The sequence below is a fragment of the Kushneria sp. EE4 genome (genome assembly GCF_977968315.1).
On sequence record NZ_OZ386212.1, the window covers coordinates 3,111,310 to 3,137,254 of the forward strand.

Consider the following 25,945-nt stretch of genomic DNA (forward strand, 5'->3'; position numbering starts at 1 on the left):
TGACACAAACGCGCGCACGCGCCTCGACCATTGGCGTACACGGCGGTGGTCAGCCCAGCGGCACCAGTTTGGCAAAGCCCAGCACCAGCCACTTGTCACCGTCGTCCTCGAAGCTGACCTGTACCCGCGCGCGCTGGCCCTGTCCCTCGGCGTTGATCACCACGCCCTCACCGAACACCGGATGGCTGACCCGCTGACCCAGCGACAGGCTCGGCAGCGCCTCGCCGCCGTCAACCTGCTCCTGACGGGGGGAGGATTCCCTTGAGGTAACCGGCCGCGAGATCTGCCCGCGCAGCCGAACTTCCTCGACCAGGTTCTCCGGCAGCTCGCGCAGAAAGCGCGACGGGCGCTGGAAGGTCTCCTTGCCGTGCAGCCGCCGCGATTCGGCATGGGTGAGATAGAGCTTTTCCATCGCGCGCGTCACGCCGACATAGCAAAGCCTTCGCTCCTCCTCGAGACGCCCGGGCTCTTCCAGCGACATCTTGTGCGGAAAGAGCCCCTCTTCCATGCCCGCCACGAACACCACCGGAAACTCAAGCCCCTTGGCCGAGTGCAGGGTCATCATCTGGACGGCGTCCTCGAACTCGTCGGCCTCGTGATCACCGGAGTTGAGCGCCGCCTCGGCCAGAAAGGTGCCCAGCGAGTCATCCTCGCCGTCGTTGACCGGGCTGAAGGGGTCGCCCTGGGTGTACGCCTTCGCCGCGCTGACCAGCTCCTCCAGGTTTTCGACCCGCGCCTGGCCCTTTTCGCCCTTTTCGGCACGGTGGTGCTCGATCAGCCCGGTCTGAATGATCACGTGATCGATCATCTCGTGCAGTGACAGCCCGGCGGTGTCGTTGTCGAGCCGGTCGATCAGGTTGCTGAAGGTGGTCACGCTCGAAGCGGCCCGGCCCTTCAAAAGCCCCTTTGACGGCGCATCGTTCAAGGCCTGCCACAGTGACACGCCTTCATCGCGGGCATAGGCGCGCAGCAGCTCAACGCTGCGGGTGCCGATGCCGCGCGCCGGCACGTTGATCACCCGCTCGAGCGAGGCATCGTCATCCCGCGAGACCAGCAGGCGCAGATAGGCCAGTGCGTTCTTGATCTCCAGGCGCTCGTAAAAGCGCTGACCGCCGTAGATACGATAGGGCACGCCCTGGCGGATCAACGCCTCCTCCAGCACCCGGGACTGGGCGTTGGAGCGGTAGAGAATGGCGATGTCCTTGCGGGGACGATCCTTCTCGCGCACCTGAGTGGCGATGGTATCGACGATGAAGCGCGCCTCGTCCAGGTCATTGAAGCCGCCGTAAAGAGAGATGCGCTCGCCTTCGGCGACATCGGTCCAGAGCTCCTTGCCCATGCGCCCGGCGTTGTGGCGAATCAGCGCGTTGGCCGCCTCCAGAATCGCACTGGTCGAGCGGTAGTTGCGCTCAAGGCGCACCAGACGCGTGTCGTGGAACTCCTCGCGAAAGCGCGCCAGGTTTTCGACCTTCGCCCCGCGCCAGCCGTAGATGGACTGGTCGTCATCCCCCACGGCGGTCAGGCAGGCGCGGTCGCCGGCCAGCAGCTTGAGCCAGGCGTACTGCAGTGTGTTGGTGTCCTGAAACTCGTCGACCAGCAGGTGCTGAAAGCGCTCGCGATAGTGCTTCAAAAGGTGGGCGTTATCGCGCAAAAGCTCCAGCGCGCGCAGCAAAAGCTCGCCGAAATCGACCAGACCGCCGCGCTCGCAGGCCAGATGATAAAGCTCGTAGAGCTCCACCATCTGCTGCATGTAGGCATCACCATGGGCGTCGATATCGCCCGGACGCATGCCCTCTTCCTTGCAGCCGCTGATGAAGTACTGCACCTGTTTGGGCGGGTAGCGCTCGTCATCGATGCCGTGGTCGCGCAGCAAGCGCTTGACCAGTCGCAGCTGGTCATCGCTGTCGATGATCTGAAAATGCTCGGGCAGCCCGGCATCCTGCCAGTGAGTGCGCAACAGTCGATGGGCGATGGAGTGGAAGGTGCCCACCCACATGCCGCGCGGCGAGACCTTCAACAGCGTCTCGAGCCTTGAGCGCATCTCGCGGGCGGCCTTGTTGGTGAAGGTCACGGCCAGAATCGACCAGGGCGACAGGCCGTCGACCTCCATCAGCCAGGCAATGCGATGGACCAGCACCCGGGTCTTGCCGGAGCCGGCACCGGCCAGCACCAGCATGTTGCCCTGCGGGGCACCGACCGCGTCGCGCTGATCGGAATTGAGCGAATCGAGTAGCGCAGAGGCGTCCATGAGATCAGATACCCTGGAAATCGGCCGGAAACGGCCTGAGAGAAGAGTTCATAAAGAGGTCTCTACCCTAGCATATCCGCCAGCGGCGGTCCCTCCTGCAAGGCCGCCCGGCGCCTATTTGTCGTCGGATTTACCACGTGTGCGGGCGCTTTCCTGACGGGCCCGGTCAAAGGGGTCGGGGCGGGCCGTGCGCAGCGGGTCGAGGCTGCGCTTGACCGCTACCAGATGCTCGGCCAGCTGCGGGCCGCGGGTCTTGGCCACGCCCACGGCGAGAATGTCGATCACCACCAGGTGCGCGATGCGCGAACTCATGGGGCGATAGACTTCGCTGTCCTCGAACACGTCGATGTAAAGCCCGATGGTGCATTTCTCGGCCAGCGGCGAGTCCGCCGGACACAATCCGATGACCATGGCGCCGTGGGACAGGGCAATGTCGACGCTGGAGAGCAGCGAGCTGGAGCGCCCGGTCTGGGAGATGGCCACCACCACATCATGCTCGCCCAGCGTCACCGCCGACATGTGTTGCATGTGCGGGTCGGAGTAGGCCGCCGTTGAAATACGCAGGCGAAAGAACTTGTGCTGGGCATCGATGGCCACCGCCCCGGAGGCGCCGTAGCCATAGAACTCGACCCGGCTGGCGTCCGACAGGGCATTGATGGCGCGGGTCATGCTGGTGGCATCGATCCGGTCGCGCACGCCCAGCAGCGTGCCCACGGTGGAATCAAAGATCCCACGGGAGAACTCCGCCACGCTGTCGGTTTCGTTCATCGAGAACTCGGAGAACTGCTCGCCGGTCGCCAGTGTCTGCGCCAGCTTGAGCTTGAAATCCTGATAGCCCGTGCAGTCGATGGCGCGGCAGAACCGGATCACCGTGGGCTCGCTGACCCCCACCCGGGCAGCCAGCGCGGCCAGCGGCAAATGAATGACTTCATCGGCATTGCGCAGTACAAAACGGGCCACCTTCTGTTCGGAGCGGCGAAAGGCCGGCAGCCGGGCGCGAAGGTCATCAAAAAGCGTGACGCTCAAGGTGCATCCTCTGTGCTGGTTGACGCACGCCCTTTGTTGCGCTACGTCATTAAATTGTCAACAGCACTATCATACGCTGAGTGCGAGCACTGATCGACGCTGGCTATCACGTTGATGATCACGTCGACACAGTGTCATGTCCCGGATCCATTTCAATGTCGAAGGGTGCATCGTTCATGCAAAAACACACTGCTGATCAATCCCGACTCAATGCCGTTCGCAACGAAATTCTCGATATCATTATGCATCTCGATGCCAAAGAGACCGAGAAACGCCGCCAGCGCGCCGCCGAGCGTGCATTAAGGGCCCGCCGCGGCATCGAGGATCATTTTGAGTCCCGACGCCTTGCCACCCAGTTCAGTGAGGACGATGAACGCCTGCGCCACTTCGGCTAGCGCCGCACGGTGAGCGTGGATACAACAGCGCCCTGCCATGCCGGGCGCTGTCGCAAGCAGTAGAAAAAATCTAGGGCGTGGTCGAGCGCGGCCCGGCCGGGCTCAGCACCAGCTCAACGCGGCGGTTCTGGGCCCGCCCCGTTTCGGTGTCGTTGCCGGCCAGCGGCCGGGTCGGTCCGTAACCGATCGCCCGCAGTTGGTCGGCTGACACACCACCCCGGCTCAGATAGCGCAGCACGGCCGTGGCCCGCCCGGCGGAAAGCTCCCAGTTCGACGGGAACTGCGCCGTGGCAATGGTCCGACTGTCGGTATGTCCCTCGACTGAAATTTCGCCGTCAAAATCCTTGAGCGCTGGCAGCAGTCGATCGAGCAGGCCGTTGCCCTGGGTGCCGATATCCACATCGGCGCTGGGGAAAAGCAGCCGGTCCTCTATGCGCAGGATGGTGCGCTCGCGCTCGCGGGTAACCTGAACCCCGTCAATGCCCGTCAGCCGGTGATCCATGGCCATGACGTCATCCGGGGAGGTCTCTTCTGTCGACGTTTCTTCTGAAGTTGATGGCCTGCCTGACAGCGGAATCATCACCGCAAGCGCCGCCTGCACATCCACGCGCGCCGGCATTTTGTCTTCAATGACCGGCGTGGCCGGCAGCATCTGCCAGGGCGTTTGAAGCGTCGGAGACGCCGCAAGCCACGGCAGTACCCCGGTGGTATGTGTCGGCACAGCCTGAACCGGCGAGAGTCGATCCGTGGCGCCCAGCGCCAGCGGCGACACCATGACCGCGGCATCCTTTGAGATCGCCGGCGCCGGGAGATCATCCTGCGGGACCACGCCACGCATGGCCAGAAGCAGCACGAACAGCACCAGCAGCAGGGTCAAAAGATCGAGATAGCTGAGCATCCAGCCATCGCTTTCCTCACTGCGATCGGCGGTCAGCACCAGCTCGCGGGCCGCCTGACGGGCCTGACCGGAAGATCCCGACGATCGGTGTTCCATCACGGCGCGCCGCTCCCCGGGCTCTCGGTGTTACGCGGCAGCGGCCGTTCACCCAGCTCGTCATGGGCCTCGCCGATAAAGGAGTTGAGCGTGGCCTCGATAAAGGAGGGCAGGCGGCGGCGCGAGATCATCGACACGCCTTCAAGCACCATGTTCATCGCGATCAGACGCTCCTCGGTGCGTCGCTCCAGCTTGACCGCAATCGGTTTGAACAGCAGGTTCCCCAGCAGAATGCCGTAGAAGGTCGACAAAAGCGCCACGCCCATGCGCGGGCCGATCACGGCCAGATCGCCGTTCTGGATCACCTCCAGCATGTTGATCAGCCCGACCAGGGTCCCCAGCATGCCAAAGGCCGGCGCGTAGGTGGCCATGGTGCGAAAGATCTGCGCCTCGGCCAGTTCCCGGGCGCGCAGACGCGTGATACGCCAGCGCAAAAGATCCAGAATCTCCTCTTCGCGCACGTTGTCGATGACCAGGCTGATGCCGGTGCGCAGAAACGGATTGCGGGTGGTTTCCAGCGCCCGCTCCACGGCGCGGGCATCGCCGTGCATCCATTCGCGTGCCAGTGCCACCAGCTCGTCGATGTCTTCACGGATGAAATCGGGTTCGCGGCGAAAGACGCTGCCCACCAGGGCCACTACGCGGCGGATCTCACGCATGGGGTAGCTGATCATGGTGGCGGCCAGCGTGCCGGTCAGCACGATCAAAAGACCGGGGAGATTAAAAAAGCTCAGGGGCGACTGCGCGGTAAACAGCACCACGACCGTCAGCAGCAAAATGCTGACCACGATGCCGATCAGCGTCGAAGGGTTACCGGGCACGCCGGTCGGGCGACCCGAAGGCGCACTGGAGGAACTGTCGGTGCTGCCGGATTGACTGCTGGTCATGAGAAACCATCCCTGTGCATGCAGCGCTTGTGACGTCGGCGGCCGACAGACCCTCTTCAGCCAGCGCCACTGCTGCCGATATTGACCGGCCAATTCTGACAGAGTGCTTTTATATCAAACGCCATGAATAGCGCCGTTTTTGACGCGCATTCATTCGCTTGAACAGGAGTTGTGCACCTTTCCCACAGAGTTATCCACATTTTCCATTGACAGTGGATATCCTGGTGATCAATTCACCCCCGAGCGACGGACCAAAAAAAGCGGGCCTCGAAGAGGCCCGCCCGTGATCGTCCATCGCCTGAATTAATTCATCAGTCCCCAGACGAATACGATGGCCACACCGATCGGTGCGATAAAACGTGCCGAGATGCGCCACCACGTAAAGGCTGCACCGCTCATGTTGAGCTGGGCGCGCACTTCATCGCGGCCCATGAACCAGCCCACGAACACGATGGTGGCAAGGCCTGTCAGCGGCAGCATGATCTTGCTGGTGACGTAGTCGAGCAGGTCGAACACGGTCATGCCAAAGGGCGTAAACGCCGACCAGTCGTTGAACGACAGCACCGTGGCGATACCCAGCACCCAGGTCGCCGCACCTGCGACCAGCGCCGACTGCAGACGGCTCAGCGGGGTTTTCTCCTCGAGCCACTCAACGATCGGCTCCAGCAGCGAAATGGCCGAGGTCCAGGCCGCGAACACCAGCAGCACGAAAAACAGCGTGCCGAACAATACACCACCGGACATGTTGCCAAAAGCCAGCGGCAGGGTCTGGAAAATAAGCCCGGGGCCGGCCGCCGGGTCGAGCCCGTCGGCAAAGACAATCGGGAAAATCGCCATGCCGGCGGCCAGCGCGATGATGGTGTCGAGAATCACCACCGTCATGGCCGTGCGACCGATATTGACGTCATCGCTGAGATAGGAGCCATAGGCCATCATGATGCCCATGCCCAGACTCAGGGTGAAAAAGGCATGTCCCATCGCCGCCAGGATCACATCGCCGGTCAGGCGCGTGAAATCCGGGCGGAAAAGATAATCAAAGCCTTCGCCGAAGCTGCCGGTCGTGGCGGCGTAGCCCACCAGTACCGCCAGCAGGATCACCAGTGCCGGCATGAGAATCTTGGACGCCCGCTCGAGCCCGCCGGCCACACCGCCGGCCACGATGGCGATGGTCAGCACCATGAACAGGCTGTGCCAGGCCAGCAGCGTGCCCGGGCTGGCCAGCAGATCGGAAAACAGCGTGCCGACGCTGTCCCCGTCGAGCCCGGTAAAGGTGGACGTTGCTCCGTAGCGGATATAGGCCAGCGCCCAGCCGCCGATAACGCTGTAAAACGACAGAATCAGCCAGGCGGCCAGAATGCCGCCCACGCCGATCAGTACCCAGGCTTTCGAACGCTTGAGACGCCCGGTGATGCGATTCATGGTCGAGATGGGGTTTTTCTGACCCAGACGCCCGAGCAGCCATTCGCTCATCAAAATCGGCAGACCGATCAGCAAAATGCAGACCAGATAGACGAGAACGAAGGCACCGCCGCCGCTCTCTCCGGTCATGTAGGGGAATTTCCAGATATTGCCCAGCCCGACGGAAGAGCCGACTGCGGCGAGCATAAAGGCAATGCGCGAGGACCACTGCGCATGTGAATGGGGCTTGTTGGTCATGAGGCTACCCTGTGTGTCCCTTTGAGTCGGTCAACCGCACCGGTTCAGGACTTCGAACCGCCGTGTTACCGACGCCCGTGCTTCGTTGTTGATGTTTTTCCGATGACATCGCGTCCAGACAACGCCCATCTGAAGCGGTTGATGGCGCCCATTGTACAGACGAAGGCCCCGACATCACGCTCTGTCACATTAAAAGAGTGATTCCTGGCGCTCCCCGGCAAAGCCCGCCAGCGCCGAAAGCTCAATGCGCTCGGCCAGGCGCTGGTGAAAGGCGCGCGCCAAAAGCGGTGCCGCGCGATTGTCCGGGGTATGCACAAACAATACCGGACTTTTCCCCTGTTCCATCCACAGGGCCAGCTGCTCGATCCAGGGCGTGAAGCGGGCGTGATTGATCTCATCATCGAAATGGCCGATAAAGCGCACCACCGGCTGCGAGGCCGTACTCAGCACATGCAGCGGCCGGCGCGGTTTCTCGCGCTGCGCCTGTGCAAGGCTCGCATCGTCCCCGGCAGGGGTGGCAAAGAGCGCTCGCGTGTCCAGCATGACCCGATCGACCCCGTGAGTTATCAACAGCCGGTTGAGCGACTGCTCGGCGGTCCCCTTGTGGAAAAACTCACTGTGGCGCACCTCCACAGCGCACGGCAGCGTCTTTGGCCAGCGCTTGAGCACGGCTTCCAGCATGGGCAGCTCGTCCGCGCCAAAATCCCGCGGCAGCTGGATCATGGTCGGGCCGAGCCGGTCGTGCAGCGGGGCCAGACGCTCGATGAACTGATCCATTTCCGCCTCGATTCCCACCAAACGTTTGTCATGGGTCAGCGCCGCGGGCAGCTTGAAGCAGAAGCGAAAGTGGCCGGGCGCCTGACGCGCCCAGGTGGCCACCACATCCTCGCGCGGTGCCCCGCTGTAGAAGGTGGTATTGCCCTCCACACAGGAAAAGACACCGGCGTAGTCCGGCAGCGACTCGCTCGGCTGGGCGTAGTGGCCATACAGCGTGCCGCGCCAGTCGGCGTTGGCCCACATGGCAAGGCCCAGATGCAGGGTGCCCGCCATCGTCAGCGAACCCGTTCGGCGTCAAAGCGCCTTTTGGGCGCCACAATCTCGTTCTGGGCCTGAATCATCGCAAGCTCGCGGGTGCCGGCCTGCCAGGTGTGGGTAAAGAGCGCGTGAACGGCCTCGGCGGTGCTCTCCAGCGCCCGCGCCGGCCCTTCGGCGCTGATCCCGTCCCGATCGCGCAGACAGCAGGCCAGAAACACGGCAGCGGTAAAGTCGCCGGCCCCGTTGGGCGCGACCGGAAAGTCAAAGCGGGGCGTGGCGATTCGCCAGCTGCCCGCTGCGGTGTCCACCAGCATCTCGATGGTGTCTGTCGTGCTGTCATCGATATCCAGTGAGGTGACCAGTACCACGCTCGGGCCTTTTTCACGCAGTCTTGCCGCGGCCGCCAGCACGTCATCCAGCGACTCGATGACCTGATCGCTTAAAAAGGCCAGCTCGAACTGATTGGGCGTGACGATATCGGCCGCCGGCACGGCGCAATCGCGCATCCAGGCTGGAATGTCGTCGCGCACAAAAAAACCGCGGCCGATGTCGCCCATCACCGGATCACAGCAGTACAGCGCGTTTGGGCTGGCCTGGCGCACGCGGTTGACGCTTTCCAGCACGGCCCGGCCAATGCCCTGATCGCCCATATAGCCCGACAGTACGGCCTGCACGTTCGAAAGCCCGGTGAGCGCCGCCACGCCATCAAGCACGTCCTTGAGATGCGCCGGTGTGAAGACCTCACCGGTAAAGGCGCCATAGCCGGTATGATTGGAAAACTGCACCGTGTTGATGGCGGTGACCTCGCAGCCCAGACGCTGCAGCGGCAGTACGGCGGCGCGGTTGCCGACATAGCCATGGGCCACATGGCTCTGAATGGAGATGATATGGGTCATGAGAAACGCTCGATAATACGCATGGAATACCCACGAACGCGCGGGCCTGACTATGCTCTAAAAGATAACATCCTGTTGAGGTAGACCGCTCATGTCGCGTGCCCTGCGCATCATCAGTCGGACACTGGCTGGCCTTGTGGCCCTGCTGGTGCTGCTCGCCCTTGTCGTGACCCTGATGAGCTGGAACTGGCTCAGACCTACGATCAATGACCGCGTTTCCGACGCCCTGGGTCGTCCCTTTGCCATACAGGGCGATCTGGGGCTGTCGTGGCAGTGGGAGAGCTGGCGCCTGATGCCACGCATCAGCGCCGAGGACATCGTGCTGGAAGACCCCGACGCGCTGAACCAGGCGCGCGATGTCGACGCCGGCACCGACGACGCCCGCACGGCCCGTATCGGCGCCATCGCCGTCAGCCTGCACCCGCTTGCCCTGCTTCAAAAGCGTATCTCGCTGCACGATCTGGTGCTGCGCGATACCAGTGCCACGCTGCGTCGCCTTGATGAGACCCGCAACAACTGGCAGATCGCAGATGACGACAGCGACGACGGCGAGGCCGATCAGGATGGCGACAGCGGCTGGACGTTTGCCATCGACCAGCTCGATATTGATCGGGTGCAGGTGGCCCTCAATGATCAGGTGCTGGACGTGGACGCCACCGCCACGCTGGCAACGCTGGGTGAACCGGTACGCTGGGAAGAAGTCGCCGGCAGCGACCAGCCGGCAGACAGTGGTGAGAAGGACAGCGGCGAGGAGGCCACCGCGAGCGGGCAGGGCGCGCCCGGCAGTGAACGCGATTTTCGTTTCGCCTGGCAGGTCGAAGGCACCTATCGCGGCAGCGCCCTGAACGGTGAAGGCCGACTGGGCGGGCCGGCCGCACTGCGCGAGGGCGGTCGTTTCCCGCTGGAGGTGCATCTGTCCTCCGGCAACTCCCGCCTGGATGTGATCGGCACGCTCAACGACCCGATGGCGCTGGCCGGCATGGAGCTCGATGTGGGCATTGCCGGCGACAACCTGGGCGATCTCTACGCGCTGACCGGGGTCGTGCTGCCACAGACGCCGCCCTATGCCACGCGCGGCCATCTCTCGGCCGATCTGAACAGTCCCGACGGGGGCACCTTTGAGTATCGCGATTTTGACGGCACGATCGGCGACAGCGATATCCATGGCAGCCTGCGCTACGTCAACGCCGACCCGCGCCCGACGCTGACCGGCGAGCTGACCTCGAAACAGCTTCGCTTTACCGATCTTGCCCCGCTGGTGGGCGCCGACAACGAAGACACCGGTGATTCGGTCAATCCCGATCAACCCGCAGACAAGGTGCTGCCGGTCTCTGAATTCAACACCGAGCGCTGGGACACCATGGACGCCGACGTGCGCTTTCGCGCACAAAACATCGTGCATGGCGAATCGCTGCCCCTGAACAATCTCAACACCCATCTGGTGATGGACAACGGCGAGATATTGATGGACCCGCTGAGCTTCGGCGTGGCCGGGGGGCAGCTCAATACCACGCTGCGCCTGAGCGGGCAGGAAACACCGCTGCGTGCGCGCATCGACATGCATGCCCGAGGGCTTCACTTGAGCGAGATTCTGCCCGACAACAGCGATCTGACCCAGGGGCTGGGCGAGATCAACGGTGACGCCACCCTGATGGGCGCCGGCAACTCGGTGGCGGCCCTGCTGGGATCGAGCGACGGCGAACTGCAGCTTTTGATCGAACAGGGGCGCATCAGCCGCAACCTGATGGAGCTGGCCGGGCTTAACGTGGGCAACTACCTGATCGGTGAACTGTTCGGCGATGAGGAGGTGGCCATTCACTGCGCCGCCGCTGATCTGCAGATCGATGACGGACTGGTCCAGCCGCGTATTTTCACCATCGATACCGACAACGCCATCATCAACGTCGAAGGGGCGGTGAATCTGGCCAGTGAACAGATGGATCTCACCATCAAACCGGAGAGCAAGGGCTTTCGTATCTTTACGCTGCGCACGCCGCTTTCGGTCGGCGGTACCTTCAAGGACCCGTCACCCGGTGTGGAAGCCGCGCCCCTGATTGCCCGCGGCGCGGCGGCCGTGGCGCTGGGCACGCTGGCAGCCCCGGCGGCGGCACTGGGCGCGCTGATCTCCACCAGCGCCGGTGAAGAGAGCCAGTGCGGGGCGCTGATTCAGCGGATGAAAAGCAACTGACCGGCGCTGATATCAAGGGCCATGATTGATCAAAAAACGCCGGCGCATGCGCCGGCGTTTTGTATAAGGGGTCAACCTGTCCTGTGATGCAGAAACACCACAAAAAAACGGGGCGCCCCTGAAGGGGCGCCCCGTGGTTCAAGGCTTCAAAAGCGGCGCTTACTGCTTGTCTTCCGGCAGCGCATAGACGGCGATCTGGTCGCCCACCTGATCCTTGAGGATGGTGTTGCCGCCGCTGACAAAGGCCACGTACTGCCGACCGTCGTACTCATAGACCGACGGGTTGGCCACCACCGGCGCCTGGGTCTGATCCTCCCAGAGCTTTTCGCCGGTTTCCAGCGAGTAGGCGCGCACCTTGGCGTCCATCGAAGCACCGATGAAGATCACGCCGCCGGCGGTCACGGCCGGGCCACCGATGGTGGGCGAGCCCCAGCGTTCCGGCATGAAGAAACCGAACTGCTGCGAGGCGCCGACCGGCTTGCGCCACTTGATGTCACCGGTGTGCATGTCGATCGCCACGATTTCGCCAAACGGCGGCTCCCAGCAGGGCATGCCCAGCCAGTTGTCCGCAACTTCCAGACGCATGCCGTACGGCGAGCCTTCCTGCGGCGAGAAGCCGCTTTCGTTGCCGGAGCCGCTGTCGGCCTTTTCGTAGTCCTCGCGGCTATAGAGCTTGACGGTCTGCACGATGTGCGAGGTGTTGACGATCGCGGTCTGGCTTTCGGGATCAAAGGCCACGCCGCCCCACTGAACGCCACCGGCGCTGTCAGGGTAGGCAAGCGTGCCTTCACCGCGGGTGGTGGGCGGGGTGTACATGCCTTCATAGGTCAGCTCGTCCCACAACCGCGTGCACTGACCGAAGCCAACGGCATCCGCCAGCCCCCAGATTTCAGGCTTTTTCGACTGATCCAGCAGCGGAGCGGGTTTGGTCGGGAAGGGCTGGGTCGGTGCATAGACCTCGCCTTCAACGCTGCCATCGCCCTGGGGCACCGGACGCTCCTCGATCGGCCAGACGTCCTCACCGGTCAGGCGATTGACCACGAACAAAAAGCCCATCTTGGTGGCCTGCACCAGCGCGGGAATCTCTTCGCCGTCGACGGTGATGTCCATCAGCGTAGGGGCGGCATTGATGTCGTAGTCCCACAGATCGTGATGCACCCACTGACGCGACCAGACCACTTCGCCGGTGTCGACATCGAGTGCGGTGGTGGAGGTTCCCAGCGGAATGTCTTCCTTGCGGTTGCCGCCCCAGTAGTTGGGCGACGGCGAGGAGACCGGCAGATAGATCAGGCCGTTTTGCTCATCCGCCGACATGTGGGTCCAGACGTTGGCGGTACCGGTTTTTTCACGAATGTCTTCGGGGATTGCCTCAAAGGTCCACTCGCGCTCGCCGGTGCGGGCATTGACCGAGAAGACGGTGCCGGCGGGCGCTTCCTGATAGGCCCAGTCCTTGCCGGCCCAGCCGAAGATGACGTGATCGCCCACGATGGTCGGCGGCTGCAAAAGCGACAGCGGGAACTTCGGATTGATGATGTTCCACTGATCGGCATTGAGCACGCCGTTGTCGGCAAAGTCCTGACAGGGCTTGCCGGTGTCGGCATCGATGGCGAAAAGCTGCGCATCCATGGTGCCCATGTAGACGATCTTCTGACACGACTCGCCCTCGACGGGGTCGTCGGCTTCCCAGTAGGCCACGCCGCGATTTTTGAGCACCGGCTGGGTCAGCGCCTCTCTGGAGGACTGGGTATCAAAGCGCCACTTTTCCTCGCCGGTCGCCGGGTTATAGGCGATCAGCTTGTAAAAGGGCGTGCCTATGTAGAGCGTGTCGTTGGCAACGACCGGGGTGGCTGACCAGACCGTGGCCGGCGTGTCACCGGTACCATCGGAGATGTCGCCGGTGTGAACTTCCCAGACCTTTTCGAGCTGGCCGACGTTATCGACGTTGATCTGATCCAGCGGGCTGTACTTCTGGGCGTTGAGCTGACCGTGGAAGCTGTCCCAGGTCGGCGTGTCCGGCACCAGCGGTATGTTGGCGCGATCGCCGTTGTCCGACGTTGATGCCGGCGCCGCGGCCTGTTCGACCTGGTCAGGCTGTTCGGGCTGCTGCTCGGCCAGCAGCACCGTGGGGAAGACCGTCAGTGAAACGGCGGTCAGCGTACTCAGGCATCTGATGCCCGTGCGAAGGCGCGTCATGTCGGGGGTCCTCATGAATGTTTACGGTGAGCGGGCGAGGGGCGAAGGATATCGATCATCCATCCCACCAGTGCAACGGCCATGGCAACGGCCAGCCACCACAGATGAAGCAGCAGCGCGGCAAAGGCGGTGCCGACAATGAAGGCAACGATGACCACCCGGAAAAGATTGTGCAGGGCACGGCCCCGACACAGAGCGAGCCCGAGCGCCAGGGCAACAAGAATGGCGCAGGTCGCAATGACGATCAGCGCGCCAAGCGTCCCGGTCACGCCGGTCAGCGGTGTGAGATAGGCGTAGAGTGCAATGGCGATACCCACCGCTGAGGCGATAAGCACGACCATGGCGCCTGGACTTGAGGATCGCATGGAAGACATGACGGGTTCCCTTCCCTTGGGCAGATTTATTATGTACCGACCCCCGGCATGGAACGTCCGGATACTGCCATCAAGGCAGTGGCGTTCACGGGTGGGGATGGACAGAGGCTGAACGATGTCTCTTAAGAGATACGTCAGTTGGGCGTCAATGATAGCGCTTGTGTCAAAAAAATATACAAATCCAAACTGTCTTGATGCATAAATCTGACCCGACACCCGCCATGGCCGGAAACAGGTTTCAAAAAAATAAAAAAACCGGGCATCGATAACGTCTCGATGCCCGGTTCGACAGAGCCACGCTCCCCCGTGAGGGGGCGGATTATTCTACCGTGACGCTCTTGGCCAGGTTGCGCGGCTGGTCCACATCGGTGCCCTTGAGCACGGCCACGTGGTAGGAGAGCAGCTGCAGCGGCAGGGTATAAAGAATCGGCGCGATCACGTCATCGACGGCCGGCATGCGCAGCACATGAACCCCTTCGCTTTCATTGATGGCCACGTGCTCATCGGCAAAGACGAACAGTTCACCGCCACGGGCGCGGACTTCCTGCAGGTTGGACTTGAGCTTTTCCAGCAGTTCGTCGTTGGGCGCCACCGCGATGACCGGCATGTCGCTGTCGACCAGCGCCAGCGGACCATGCTTGAGCTCGCCGGCCGGGTAGGCCTCGGCGTGGATGTAGGAAATTTCCTTGAGCTTGAGCGCGCCTTCCAGAGCGATCGGGAACATGGTGCCACGGCCCAGAAACAGGGCGTGATGCTTCTCGGCAAAGGCCGAGGACATGGTCTCGATCGCGCTGTCGAGTGCCAGACCGCGGGTGATCAAACGCGGCAGTTCACGCAGGGCATTGACCAGACGGGCCTGCACCTCGTCATCGCCCTGACGCGCCTGGCGCAGGGCCAGGGTGAGCAGCAGCAGCGCCACCAGCTGAGTGGTAAAGGCCTTGGTCGAGGCCACACCGATCTCGGGGCCGGCCTGGGTCATCAGTGTCAGGTCGGATTCGCGCACCAGCGAGCTGCCCGGCACGTTGCAGATCGCAAGGCTTGCCAGATAGCCGCCCTTTTTGGAGGCGTGGCGCAGCGCTGCCAGGGTATCGGCCGTTTCGCCGGACTGGGACAGCGTCACGAACAGCGTGCCGTCCGGCACGACCACTTCGCGGTAGCGATACTCCGAGGCCACTTCCACCTGGGTCGGCACGCCCGCCAGCTTCTCCAGCCAGTAACGCGCCACCATGCCGGCGTGATAGCTGGTGCCACAGGCGATGATCTGAATGTTTTTGACGCGATCGAGCAGGTCGTCGGCTTCGGCGCCCAGAATGCGGGTGAACACGTGTCGATCGCCCAGACGGCCTTCCAGGGTATTGGCGATGACCTGGGACTGCTCGTGGATCTCCTTGAGCATGAAGTGGCGATAGTCGCCGCGCGAGACGGCGCCGTCACCGTGCTCGAAGATCGAGCTGGGGCGCTCGACGCTCTGACCAGCGTTGAAGATTTCAATGTTGCCGCCCACGGTCAAACGCGCCACGTCCCCTTCCTGCAGGTAGATGAAGCGGTCGGTGACCTGCAAAAGCGCCAGCGGGTCGGAGGCCAGAAACGCCTCGTCGATCCCGACACCCACGACCAGCGGGCTGCCCTTGCGCGCGCCCACGATCTGATCGGGGTAGTCGGCGTGGGTTACAGCCAGCGCATAGGCGCCGTTGAGCATTTCCACCACGTGCTGAAAGGCGGAGAGCAGATCGTCATGACGCGAGACTTCACGCGACATCAAATGCGCGATGACCTCGGTGTCCGTTTCGGACAAAAAGACGTAGCCCTGGCATTCAAGCTCGGCCTTGAGCGTTTCGTAGTTTTCGATGATGCCGTTGTGTACGACCGCCAGGCTGTCGCCGGACTGGTGCGGGTGGGCATTGTTTTCGGTGGGCCGACCGTGCGTGGCCCAGCGGGTATGGGCGATGCCGACATGACCGCGCAGACCGGCCGCCTGCAGTTTTTCTTCAAGAGCGGCAACCTTGCCGACCGCACGCTGGCGCGACAGTCGCGCATCGGCAGACAGCACGGCCATGCCGGCGCTGTCATAGCCGCGATACTCAAGACGCTTGAGCCCCTCAAGCAGAATGTTCTGCACCTGACGGTCAGCGACCGCGCCCACAATGCCACACATAGATTGTCTCTCCTGAAATGCCAAAAAATTGCGATATCACCCCGGATGCCGGACCCCGTCCGCCACCCGATGGTGTCACGGCGCCTGCGTGCTGACACAGATCAGCTCGACGCCCTGGTCACGAATGTGTTGACGGCCTGACGCATCCAGCCCGTCGTCGGTAATCAATACATCAATCTGCGCCCAGCCCAGCTCCAGATTGGGAATGCGCCGGCCGATCTTGTCGGACTCCGCCATCACCACCACCTCGCGAGCCACCTCGGCCATCACCTGCGACAGCCCCGTCAGCTCGTTGAAGGTGGTCGTGCCCCGCGCCAGATCGATGCCATCGGCGCCGATAAAGAGCTGATCGAAGTCGTAGGCACGCAGGACGGTCTCGGCCACCCGGCCCTGAAAGGAGGCCGAATGCGGGTCCCAGGTGCCGCCGGTCATCAAAAGGGCAGGCGGGTTATCCAGTGCCTGAAGCGCGCCGGCCACGCCCAGCGAGTTGGTCATGACGACCATCCCGATACGATGTGCCAGCGCCGGAATCAGTGCGCTGGTGGTACTGCCGCTGTCGATGATCAGCCGCGCGTGATCGGCAATGCGTTCACTGGCCGCCCGCGCCAGCGCCTGTTTGACAGGAGAAATCCGATGACGCTCCTGATCCCCTTCACGCGGCACGAGCGTGGCGCCCCCGTGGCGTCGAATCAGATGGCCGGCACTTTCAAGCGTGGCCAGATCCTTGCGGATGGTCACGCTTGAGGTCTCAAAGTGCTGGGCCAGCGTCTCGACGGCGACCTCGCCGCGCGCAGCCAGCAGATCAAGAATGGCCTCCCGGCGTTGTGGGGTCTGACGTCGACTCATGGAAATGGGCAGCCATCCGTAAATTGAAATCTTTATCTTTCGATTCGAAAGAATTTGAGTTTCGAATGAAAAACCACAACGGGATCGAGGTCAAGCAAAGGCGGCGCTTTTGGCACAAAAACATGCGCCTTAAGTCGAATACCTCCACAAGAGCACAGGTCGTCATCAAAAACGGGCGCCACACATCCGTGCGGCGCCCGTCGAAGATATTTACCCTGGTGGAATACGGCTCACTTGCGATGCGGCGGTGTCCAGCCCTGCTTGTTGATCTGGCGGGCGCGGGCGATGGCCAGTGCCTGGTCGTCGACCGTCTCGGTCACGGTGGAACCGGCAGCCACCGTGGCGTTATCGCCGATCGTGACCGGGGCGACCAGCGCCGAGTTGGAGCCGATGAACACGCCATGGCCGATCTCGGTGCGGTGCTTGTTGACGCCATCGTAGTTGCAGGTAATGGTGCCGGCACCGATGTTGACGCCCTGACCCAGGGTCGCATCACCGATATAGCTCAGATGGTTGATCTTGCTGCCCTCGCCGACATGGGCCTTTTTGGTCTCGACAAAATTGCCGATACGCGCCTTTCTTTCCAGCCGCGTGCCCGGGCGCAGACGGGCAAAGGGGCCGATGGCATTGTCGCCAGCGGTCTCACTGCCCTCGATCATGCTGTGGGCCTCGATGCGCGTCGCGTCACCGATGCTGGCATCACGAATGATGCTGTAGGGACCGACGTGAACGCCGTCGCCCAGATGGACCCGACCTTCAAAAATGCAGCCGACATCGATGAAAACGTCCTGACCCACGCTCAGCTCACCGCGCACGTCCAGCCGCTTCGGATCAGCAAGGCTCGCCCCTTCACGCATGAGCCTCTCGGCTTCGCGGGACTGATGAACGCGCTCCAGTGCCGAGAGCTGCACCCGGTCATTGACGCCCTGGACTTCACTGACCAGCGCCGGCTCGGCCGTGGCCACCTCGACCCCTTCACCGGCCGCCATGGCAATGATGTCGGTCAGATAGTACTCGCTCTGGGCGTTGTCGCTGGACAGCGCCGGCAGCCAGCGCCGCAGCTGATCACCGGTGGCAGCCAGAATACCGGTATTGCACTCATTGATTCCGAGCTGTTCCGATGAGGCATCCTTTTGCTCGACGATGGCCACGGCCTGCCCCTGATCGTTGCGCACGATGCGCCCATAGCCGTGCGGGTTGGCCATGGTGACGGTCAAAAGCGCCATGTGCTGCTCATCGACCCGGTCGACCAGGCTGCTCAGGGTACGGGCCTGAATCATCGGCACGTCACCGTAAAGCACCACCACCGGACCGTCGCCCAGCGCTTCAAGCGTCTGCGCCACGGCGTGACCGGTGCCGCGCTGTTCAAGCTGATGGGCAAAGCTGATGGGCAGGTCGGACAGCGCTGCCTGCACCTGCTCAGCGCCGTGGCCCACGACCACATGAAGCCGCGGGGACGAGAACGCCTCCATGGCTGACTCGATGACATGACGCACCATGGGTTTGCCGGCCAGTTCGTGCAGTACCTTGGGCTTTTGCGAACGCATGCGACTGCCCTGACCGGCAGCCAGAATCACGACATCAATGGACATGAAAGAAGACTCTCCCCCGCGCTGAATGAAAACGATCACCGATCATGCACCCGACAGATGACATTTTCTGTCATGGCTGATCACTGCTTTGACAGACAGTGTATCAGGGCATGAGGCGATCGCATTGGTCCAGATGCGCATGGCAGTTACAAAAAAGGCGGCCCGAGGGCCGCCAACAAAACGCATCCATGACTTGTGGTCATGATGCGACAATCTCGCTCGAGACCGTGTCTTTCAAAACGCTGCTCTCGAGACTACTGGTTGCCGCGACGGTTGCGCAGCTGGGAGAGGGTACGCAGTCGGGCAGTCGCCGCTTCGATCTCGGCCAGCGCCTGCTGATAGTCCATCTCGCCACTTTTGCCCTGCAGGGCCTGGCGCGCTTCATCACGCGCCTTTTCGGCTTCGGCGGCATCCAGATCACGGGCACGATCGGCACTGTCGGCCAGTACGATGACCATGTTCGGCTGCACTTCCAGAAACCCACCGGAGACGAAGAAGACTTCTTCTTCGCCGCCGTCATGGATGATCCGGACCGGACCCGGCTTCAGCTCTGTCAGCATCGGCTCATGCCCGCGCAGAATACCCAGCTCGCCCAGCACACTGATCGCTACAACGCGTTCCACTTCGCCGGCGAAGATGTTGCGCTCCGCGCTGACGATATTGCATTGCATGGTCGCCATGAGCGCCCCTCCTTACATGCTGTCGGCTTTCTCGATCGCTTCGTCGATCGTACCGACCATGTAAAACGCCTGTTCAGGCATATGGTCGTAGTCGCCGTTGAGAATGCCCTGGAAGGCGCGAATGGTTTCCTTGAGCGACACGTACTTGCCGGGTGCGCCGGTGAAGATTTCCGCCACGAAGAAAGGCTGTGACAGGAAACGCTGGATCTTTCGCGCCCGTGCCACGGTCTGCTTGTCTTCGTCGGAAAGCTCATCCATGCCCAGAATGGCAATGATGTCCTTGAGTTCCTTGTAACGCTGCAGAACGTTCTGCACGCCACGCGCCACGCTGTAGTGCTCATCGCCCACGACCAGCGGGTCCAGCTGACGCGAGGTGGAGTCCAGCGGATCGATGGCCGGATAGATACCCAGCTCGGCGATGGAACGTGCCAGTACGACCGTGGCATCCAGGTGCGCAAAGGTGGTGGCCGGCGACGGGTCGGTCAAATCGTCCGCGGGGACGTAAACGGCCTGCACGGACGTGATCGAGCCGGTCTTGGTCGAAGTGATGCGCTCCTGCAGCATGCCCATCTCTTCGGCCAGCGTCGGCTGATAACCCACGGCGGACGGCATACGACCCAGCAGTGCCGATACTTCGGTACCTGCCAGCGTATAGCGGTAGATGTTGTCGACAAACAGCAGGACGTCACGGCCTTCGTCACGGAACTGCTCGGCAATCGTCAGACCGGTCAGGGCTACGCGCAGACGGTTGCCCGGCGGCTCGTTCATCTGACCGTAGACCAGCGACACCTTGTCGAGAACGTTGGACTCCTTCATTTCATAGTAGAAGTCGTTACCTTCACGCGTACGCTCACCGACACCGGTAAAGACCGAATAGCCGGAGTGCTCGGTGGCGATGTTACGGATCAGCTCCATCATGTTGACGGTCTTGCCGACACCGGCGCCGCCGAACAGACCGACCTTGCCGCCCTTGGCAAACGGGCAGATCAGGTCGATGACCTTGATGCCGGTTTCCAGCAGTTCACTGGAGGCCGACTGATCGGCAAAGCTGGGCGCGGCACGGTGAATCGGGCTGCGCTTGTCTTCACCGATGGGACCGGCTTCGTCAATCGGCTCGCCCAGCACATTCATGATACGCCCGAGGGTCTTTTCACCCACCGGCACCGAAATGGGCGCGCCCGTGCCGGACACGGTCATGCCACGCTTGAGCCCTTCGGTAGAGCCCATGGCGATGGCACGCACGATGCCATCACCCAGCTGCTGCTGAACTTCGAGTACGGTGCCGGTCTCTTCCACATTCATGGCTTCATAAACGTGGGGGACCTCGCTGCGGTCAAACTCGACGTCAATCACCGCACCGATGATTTGTACGATACGTCCGCTCATCCTGATTCCTCTTGAACCTGTAAATAACTGTCCGACGGGCCGACCTAGACCGCAGCGGCACCACCCACAATTTCGGAAATTTCCTGGGTGATGGCTGCCTGACGCGCCTTGTTGTACTGAAGCTGCAGGTCATCAATGATGTCACCGGCGTTATCAGTGGCGTTTTTCATTGCGATCATGCGAGCGGCCTGCTCGCTGGCAATGTTTTCAACCACCGCCTGGTAGACCTGCGACTCGACATAGCGCACCAGCAGCTTGTCGAGCAGGCTTTGAGCGTCCGGCTCGTATACGTAACCCCAGCCGCCTTTCGAAGCGCTTACCGCTTCCTGTGAAGATGACGCGTTTTGATCAACGTCCTCTTCGGGCAGCGGCAGCAACTGGCGCACGATCGGCTTCTGGCTCATGGTGTTAACGAACTCGTTGTACACCAGATCCAGTCGATCGATCTCGCCGTTGTCAAAGGCTTCCAGCATGACATTGACGCTGCCGATCAGCTCGCTCGCCTCGGGCGCATCGCCCAGGTTGCGGTTCGCGGCCAGCAGGTCACCGCCGTACTTGCGAAAGAAGACACTGCCCTTGGTCCCCAGCGCGCAAAAGGCGACGCTGACGCCCTGATCGCGCCACTGCCGTACTTCCTGCAGAACACGTCGAAACAGGTTGCTGTTAAGACCACCGCACAGTCCGCGATCCGACGTCACCACGATATAGCCGATGCGCTTGACCTCACGCTCGATCTGATAATCATGACGGTATTCCGGATTGGCCTGACTGATATGGCTGACGACCCGACGAATCTGGCCGGCGTAGGGCTGACTGGCCGTCATGCGCTCCTGAGCGCGGCGCATCTTCGATGCGGCCACCATCTCCATGGCGCTGGTGATCTTCTGGGTATTCTTGATGCTCCCGATCTGGGACTTGATCTCTTTTCCGGCTGCCATAGCGATATTCTCCTAAGCAATCAGCGCAGGGCGCCCGGACCCCGAAGGGTCCGGATCATCAATAGCTCTGCGTCGATTTAAACGATTCAACGCCGTCTTTCAGACCTTGCTGAATGTCCTTGTCGTAACCGCCGGTGCTGTTGATCTTCTCCATCAGCTCACCCTGTTCGGTGCGCATGTAATCGAGCAGATCACGTTCGAAATCCAGCACCTTGTCGACCGGTACGTCGGAGAGATACCCCTCGTTGGCAGCATAAAGCGAGACGGCCATGTCGGCGATCGACATCGGCGAGTACTGCTTTTGCTTCATCAGTTCGGTGACACGCTGACCGTGCTCGAGCTGCTTGCGCGTGGCTTCGTCCAGATCGGAGGCAAACTGCGAAAACGCTGCCAGCTCGCGATACTGCGCCAGCGCCAGACGCACACCGCCACCCAGCTTCTTGATGATCTTGGTCTGGGCACTGCCGCCAACGCGCGAGACCGAAAGGCCTGCGTTGATGGCCGGGCGAACGCCGGAGTTGAACAGACTGGTTTCCAGAAAGATCTGACCGTCGGTGATCGAGATCACGTTGGTCGGAACGAACGCCGACACGTCGCCGCCCTGGGTCTCGATGATCGGCAGCGCCGTCAGCGAACCGGTCTTGCCGGTGACTTCACCGTTGGTGAGCCTTTCCACATACTCGGCATTGACGCGCGAGGCGCGCTCGAGCAGACGAGAGTGGAGATAGAAGACGTCACCCGGATAGGCTTCACGACCCGGCGGACGACGCAGCAGCAGGGAGATCTGGCGATAGGCCACGGCCTGCTTGGACAGATCGTCATAGACGATCAGGGCATCTTCACCGCGGTCGCGGAAAAATTCACCCATGGTGCAGCCGGAGTAGGGCGCCAGAAACTGCATGGCGGCCGGATCGGCGGCGCCGGCAGCCACGATGATGGTGTGTTCCATCGCGCCGTGCTCTTCGAGCTTTCTGACCACGTTGGCAATGGTCGACTGCTTCTGACCGATCGCCACATAGACGCAGGTGATGCCCTTGCCCTTCTGGTTGATGATCGCATCGATGGCAATGGCCGACTTGCCGATCTGGCGGTCACCGATGATCAGCTCACGCTGACCGCGACCGATCGGTACCATGGCATCGATCGATTTCAGACCGGTCTGGACCGGCTGATCAACGCCCTGACGGGAGATAACGCCCGGGGCCACCTTTTCAACGGCGTCCGTCTCGGTGGTGTTGATATCGCCCTTGCCATCGATGGCATTACCGAGCGCGTCAACAACACGACCGACCAGTTCACGGCCGACCGGTACTTCCAGGATGCGACCGGTGCACTTGCCCGTCATGCCTTCCTGAAGCTGTTGATAGTCGCCCAGTACCACGACGCCGACGCTGTCACGCTCAAGGTTGAGCACCATGCCGAAGACATCGTTGGGGAATTCAATCATTTCCCCGAACATGGCATCAGCCAGTCCGTGGATGCGCACGATGCCGTCGGCCACGCCGACGATGGTGCCTTCATTGCGCGCCTGTGCATCAAGGTCGAGATTCTCGATCCGGCCCTTGATAATGTCGCTGATTTCGGAAGGATTCAGTTGCTGCATGCCATGTCCCTCGACTTCAGTGGTTCAAGACGCTGGAAAGCCGCGCCAGTCGTCCACGCGCCGATCCATCGATAACGGTATCGCCGGCACGAATGACAACGCCGCCCAGCAGCGTCTCATCCACGGAAGTGGTGATCGTGATTTCGCGATTCAGACGCCGCTTGAGCGCCTGTGCGAGCTTGTCTTTTTGTGCCTCGTCCAGCGGATAGGCCGAGACGATCTCGACGCTGACACGCTTTTCAAACTCGGCGCGTTCAGCCTCGAAAAGATCACTCAGCGATGCCAGAACGGGCAAACGCTGCTGTCGGGCCAGCACCATCAGGAAATTGGCGCCACGTTCAGGCAGCAGCTCGTCAAGCAGCCTGACGAATACCTGCCCCTTGTCATTCGATGAACGCTGCGGATCCACGAGCAGTCGCTTGATCCGGTCGTCATCGGTCAGACGTGCCGCCTCGGCCAGCATCGCTGACCAGGCATCCAGCGTGCTGTCTTCTCTGGCCAGCTCGAAAGCGGCCCTTGCATAGGGACGTGCCTGCGTGATGTGGTCTGACATGTGGCGTTTCCTCAGAGCTCTTCTGCGAGTCGATCAACCATCTCACGATGTTTCTTTTCGTCGATGGAGGACTCGAGAATGCGTTCAGCGCCCTGAATGGCCAGTGTTGCCACCTGAGCACGCAGTTCGCCCTTGGCCTGCTGAATCTCGCTGTCAATCTCGCTGCGGGCATTTTCAATCATGCGCTCGCCTTCGGCGCGGGCATCATTGCGTGCTTCCTCGATCATCTGATTGGCACGGGCACGCGTCTTGTCGAGAATGCGAGCGGCTTCCTCGCGGCTTTCACGCAGCGTTTCCTCGGCCTGTTCGTTGGCCTTGTGCAGCTCGGCGCGAGCACGGTCGGCCTCTTCAAGACCGTCCTGAATGCGCTGCTGACGCTCGTTGAGTGCCTGCGTGATCGGAGGCCACACATATTTCATGCAGAACCAGACGAAGATCGCAAAGGCGATCATCTGTCCGATAAGCGTCAAGTTGATATTCACGCGGATCTACCTCCTGCGGGTTCGTGATGGCCGGAAACGGCGACACCGAGCACAAGGGGCCCGGCGTACGGCGTTGATTTAACCGGCAACAACGAAGATCAGGTACATCGCGATACCCACACCGATCATGGGAACGGCGTCAAGTAGACCGGCCATGATGAAGGTTTTGGTCTGCAGCTGGTCACCCAGTTCCGGCTGACGCGCGGTAGAGTCGAGCAGCTTGCCACCGAGCAGGCCGAAACCGATACCGGTAGCAATGGCAGCGCAGCTCAGGATAAGGGCAGCAGAGATGTAGACGAGTTCCATGGAATGGCTCCTGTTTCAGGTTTTTTCAGACAAGGGGTAAAAGGGTTTTGAAGCGTATCTTGTTATTGGATTCAGTGCTCTTCGAAAGCAGCGCTCATGTACACCACACTCAGCACGGCAAAGATGAAGGCCTGCAGCGCGATGACCAGGATGTGGAAAATCGCCCACGGCACATCCAGTACCCAGATGGCCCAGAAGGGCAGCAGGGAAATCATGATAAAGATGACTTCGCCGGCAAACATGTTGCCGAAAAGACGCAGTCCCAGACTGATGGGCTTGACGATCAAAACGATCAGTTCAAGTGCCAGGTTGAAGGGGACCAGCGACCAGTGGTTGAAGGGGGTGAACGCCAGCTCTTTCGAGAAGCCGCCAAAACCCTTGTTGCGAATGCTGTAAAAAATGATCAGCAGGAAGACGCCAAAGCCCATGCCAAGCGTCGCGTTGGGATCGCTTGTGGGAACAATACGCATGTACTCGATGCCCAGCTTGTGGGCAATCTGCGGGAACAGATCGATGGGCAGCCACTTGAGGCTGTTCATGAAAAAGATCCAGCAGAAAAGCGTCAGTGCCAGCGGCCCGATCAGCTTGCTCTTGCCGTTGAAGCTGGTTCGGATGATGCCGTTGGAAAATTCGAACACCATTTCAAGGGCGTTCTGCAGGCCGGTCGGTACCCCGGTGGTCACTGTTTTTGCCAGATAGCGAAACAGCCACAGAAACAGCAGACCGGTGGCGATCGACCATCCCATGGTATCCACATTGATGGCCCAGAACCCCATCTCGCGGGCTTCATGCGCACCATGGGCAAAGGACCAGCCATTGTCGGGGTGTAGACCAAAGGTCAGGTTCTGAAGATGGTGAGTGATATACTCGGTCGAGCTCGGTGCGTCGCCTGCCATAACGTTGCCTTGAATCGTTTTTTAAAGGGAACCGGATCTGCTGATCAGCCAGGGGCTTAACCAGTAAACGCTCTGGACCAGCGCAAACGTGCCAAAAAACCATGCGGGCGCTTGCGGTGGCGACGTTATAAAAATGCCAGTAAACAGCAGGATTGTCAGAAAATGCTTGCCTGCCTGGGCTCGATACAAACTGCTTATCATCTGACGCCTGTAGCGTGCACCCCGAAACAAAAAGGCGCGCCAGGCGAAATACGCATTGGGCAGCACCCCTGTCATCCCTCCCATCAGTGCCGATAACGCCAGGGCGTTATCCGTCTCGAAAGCCAGCACTGTGGTAACCGCAACGACAATACCGAGCTGCACCAGCAATAATCTGTGTATTCCCGGGCGTCTCGGGGCTGCCGGCACTGCCGCAGCCGTGGGCTCGTGTCGTTGCATGGTTTTATGCATTCCCGAGATATTCGGCTCTTTGCGCCAGGCAGGCGGATTATAAGGAAGCCCCCCGGTCGCTTCAATGTCACAGGCATCGAAAATCGCAGGTTTTAAGCTGATCTGCACCAAAAGCGGCTCGATCCTGTGTCAAAGCGTCGCAGTTTACAACACCGAATTAAGTCGT

Annotated in this window: 23 protein-coding genes; 2 read left to right on the plus strand and 21 right to left on the minus strand. The window is 61.5% G+C overall.

Going from position 1 to position 25,945, the window contains the following annotated elements:
* Positions 1-49: 49 nt before the first annotated feature.
* Both uvrD and ACXMYO_RS14100 read right to left on the minus strand, forming a co-directional pair.
* Positions 50-2,248: a DNA helicase II gene (uvrD, locus tag ACXMYO_RS14095; RefSeq protein ID WP_457809178.1), complete on the minus strand. Its 2,199-nt coding sequence runs from the start codon at positions 2,246-2,248 to the stop codon at positions 50-52.
* Positions 2,249-2,362: 114 nt separating this feature from the next.
* A complete protein-coding gene (locus ACXMYO_RS14100; RefSeq protein WP_438765478.1) occupies positions 2,363-3,274 on the minus strand; it encodes an SIS domain-containing protein in 912 nt (303 codons plus the stop codon).
* Positions 3,275-3,450: 176 nt separating this feature from the next.
* On the opposite strand from ACXMYO_RS14100, the gene ACXMYO_RS14105 reads away from it, so the two are divergent.
* Positions 3,451-3,669, plus strand: a complete 219-nt coding sequence (locus ACXMYO_RS14105; RefSeq protein ID WP_457809179.1) for a PA3496 family putative envelope integrity protein — start codon at positions 3,451-3,453, stop codon at positions 3,667-3,669.
* A gap of 70 nt (positions 3,670-3,739) precedes the next feature.
* Here the strand turns inward: ACXMYO_RS14105 and ACXMYO_RS14110 are convergent, their stop codons facing one another.
* The 5 genes from ACXMYO_RS14110 to pdxY form a co-directional block, all read right to left on the minus strand.
* On the minus strand, positions 3,740-4,663 hold the full coding sequence (locus ACXMYO_RS14110) for an OmpA/MotB family protein (RefSeq protein WP_457809499.1): 924 nt from the start codon (positions 4,661-4,663) through the stop codon (positions 3,740-3,742).
* Positions 4,663-5,550 (minus strand): motility protein A, encoded by an 888-nt coding sequence (locus ACXMYO_RS14115; protein WP_457809180.1) that lies wholly within the window; start codon positions 5,548-5,550, stop codon positions 4,663-4,665. Before ACXMYO_RS14115 ends, ACXMYO_RS14110 begins: the two co-directional genes overlap by 1 nt.
* A 303-nt stretch (positions 5,551-5,853) precedes the next feature.
* Positions 5,854-7,206, minus strand: coding sequence for a sodium-dependent transporter (locus ACXMYO_RS14120; protein WP_438765484.1), 1,353 nt, complete (start codon positions 7,204-7,206; stop codon positions 5,854-5,856).
* 189 nt (positions 7,207-7,395) lie between these two features.
* Entirely contained in the window at positions 7,396-8,256 is an 861-nt protein-coding gene (locus tag ACXMYO_RS14125) for a DUF72 domain-containing protein (protein WP_457809181.1), read from the minus strand.
* A gap of 2 nt (positions 8,257-8,258) precedes the next feature.
* Entirely contained in the window at positions 8,259-9,137 is an 879-nt protein-coding gene (pdxY, locus tag ACXMYO_RS14130; protein ID WP_438765488.1) for a pyridoxal kinase PdxY, read from the minus strand.
* A gap of 91 nt (positions 9,138-9,228) precedes the next feature.
* Here pdxY and ACXMYO_RS14135 point away from each other — a divergent pair, with 91 nt between their 5' ends.
* A complete protein-coding gene (locus ACXMYO_RS14135) occupies positions 9,229-11,325 on the plus strand; it encodes an AsmA family protein (protein WP_457809182.1) in 2,097 nt (698 codons plus the stop codon).
* 159 nt (positions 11,326-11,484) lie between these two features.
* On the opposite strand, the gene ACXMYO_RS14140 is transcribed toward ACXMYO_RS14135, so the two are convergent.
* The 14 genes from ACXMYO_RS14140 to ACXMYO_RS14205 all read right to left on the minus strand — a co-directional run bounded on the left by ACXMYO_RS14140 (position 11,485) and on the right by ACXMYO_RS14205 (position 25,887).
* Positions 11,485-13,518 (minus strand): pyrroloquinoline quinone-dependent dehydrogenase, encoded by a 2,034-nt coding sequence (locus tag ACXMYO_RS14140; RefSeq protein WP_457809184.1) that lies wholly within the window; start codon positions 13,516-13,518, stop codon positions 11,485-11,487.
* Between the two features lie 11 nt (positions 13,519-13,529).
* Positions 13,530-13,892: a hypothetical protein gene (locus tag ACXMYO_RS14145; RefSeq protein ID WP_457809185.1), complete on the minus strand. Its 363-nt coding sequence runs from the start codon at positions 13,890-13,892 to the stop codon at positions 13,530-13,532.
* Between the two features lie 319 nt (positions 13,893-14,211).
* On the minus strand, positions 14,212-16,047 hold the full coding sequence (gene glmS / locus ACXMYO_RS14150; RefSeq protein WP_457809186.1) for a glutamine--fructose-6-phosphate transaminase (isomerizing): 1,836 nt from the start codon (positions 16,045-16,047) through the stop codon (positions 14,212-14,214).
* A 75-nt stretch (positions 16,048-16,122) separates the two neighbouring features.
* Entirely contained in the window at positions 16,123-16,893 is a 771-nt protein-coding gene (locus tag ACXMYO_RS14155) for a DeoR family transcriptional regulator (RefSeq protein ID WP_438765497.1), read from the minus strand.
* Positions 16,894-17,123: 230 nt separating this feature from the next.
* Positions 17,124-18,485 carry a bifunctional UDP-N-acetylglucosamine diphosphorylase/glucosamine-1-phosphate N-acetyltransferase GlmU gene (gene glmU, locus ACXMYO_RS14160; RefSeq protein ID WP_457809187.1) on the minus strand — a complete coding sequence of 454 codons (1,362 nt, stop codon included), beginning with the start codon at positions 18,483-18,485 and terminating at the stop codon, positions 17,124-17,126.
* A gap of 254 nt (positions 18,486-18,739) precedes the next feature.
* The gene (locus ACXMYO_RS14165) at positions 18,740-19,165 is read right to left on the minus strand and encodes a F0F1 ATP synthase subunit epsilon (RefSeq protein WP_438765499.1); all 426 of its coding nucleotides are present in this window, start codon (positions 19,163-19,165) and stop codon (positions 18,740-18,742) included.
* A gap of 12 nt (positions 19,166-19,177) precedes the next feature.
* Positions 19,178-20,551 (minus strand): F0F1 ATP synthase subunit beta, encoded by a 1,374-nt coding sequence (gene atpD / locus ACXMYO_RS14170; protein WP_438765500.1) that lies wholly within the window; start codon positions 20,549-20,551, stop codon positions 19,178-19,180.
* A gap of 44 nt (positions 20,552-20,595) precedes the next feature.
* Complete coding sequence (gene atpG / locus ACXMYO_RS14175) at positions 20,596-21,489, minus strand: F0F1 ATP synthase subunit gamma (protein ID WP_438765501.1); 894 nt, start codon at positions 21,487-21,489, stop codon at positions 20,596-20,598.
* A 58-nt stretch (positions 21,490-21,547) separates the two neighbouring features.
* Positions 21,548-23,092: a F0F1 ATP synthase subunit alpha gene (gene atpA, locus ACXMYO_RS14180; protein ID WP_438765502.1), complete on the minus strand. Its 1,545-nt coding sequence runs from the start codon at positions 23,090-23,092 to the stop codon at positions 21,548-21,550.
* Positions 23,093-23,108: 16 nt separating this feature from the next.
* Complete coding sequence (locus tag ACXMYO_RS14185) at positions 23,109-23,645, minus strand: F0F1 ATP synthase subunit delta (protein WP_438765504.1); 537 nt, start codon at positions 23,643-23,645, stop codon at positions 23,109-23,111.
* An 11-nt stretch (positions 23,646-23,656) separates the two neighbouring features.
* Positions 23,657-24,127 carry a F0F1 ATP synthase subunit B gene (locus ACXMYO_RS14190; protein WP_438765505.1) on the minus strand — a complete coding sequence of 157 codons (471 nt, stop codon included), beginning with the start codon at positions 24,125-24,127 and terminating at the stop codon, positions 23,657-23,659.
* Positions 24,128-24,205: 78 nt separating this feature from the next.
* Positions 24,206-24,433, minus strand: coding sequence for a F0F1 ATP synthase subunit C (atpE, locus tag ACXMYO_RS14195; RefSeq protein ID WP_299257655.1), 228 nt, complete (start codon positions 24,431-24,433; stop codon positions 24,206-24,208).
* Positions 24,434-24,504: 71 nt separating this feature from the next.
* Positions 24,505-25,329, minus strand: a complete 825-nt coding sequence (gene atpB / locus ACXMYO_RS14200) for a F0F1 ATP synthase subunit A (RefSeq protein WP_438765507.1) — start codon at positions 25,327-25,329, stop codon at positions 24,505-24,507.
* Positions 25,330-25,350: 21 nt separating this feature from the next.
* Positions 25,351-25,887, minus strand: a complete 537-nt coding sequence (locus ACXMYO_RS14205) for an ATP synthase subunit I (protein WP_438768487.1) — start codon at positions 25,885-25,887, stop codon at positions 25,351-25,353.
* Between the last annotated feature and the right edge of the window lie 58 nt (positions 25,888-25,945).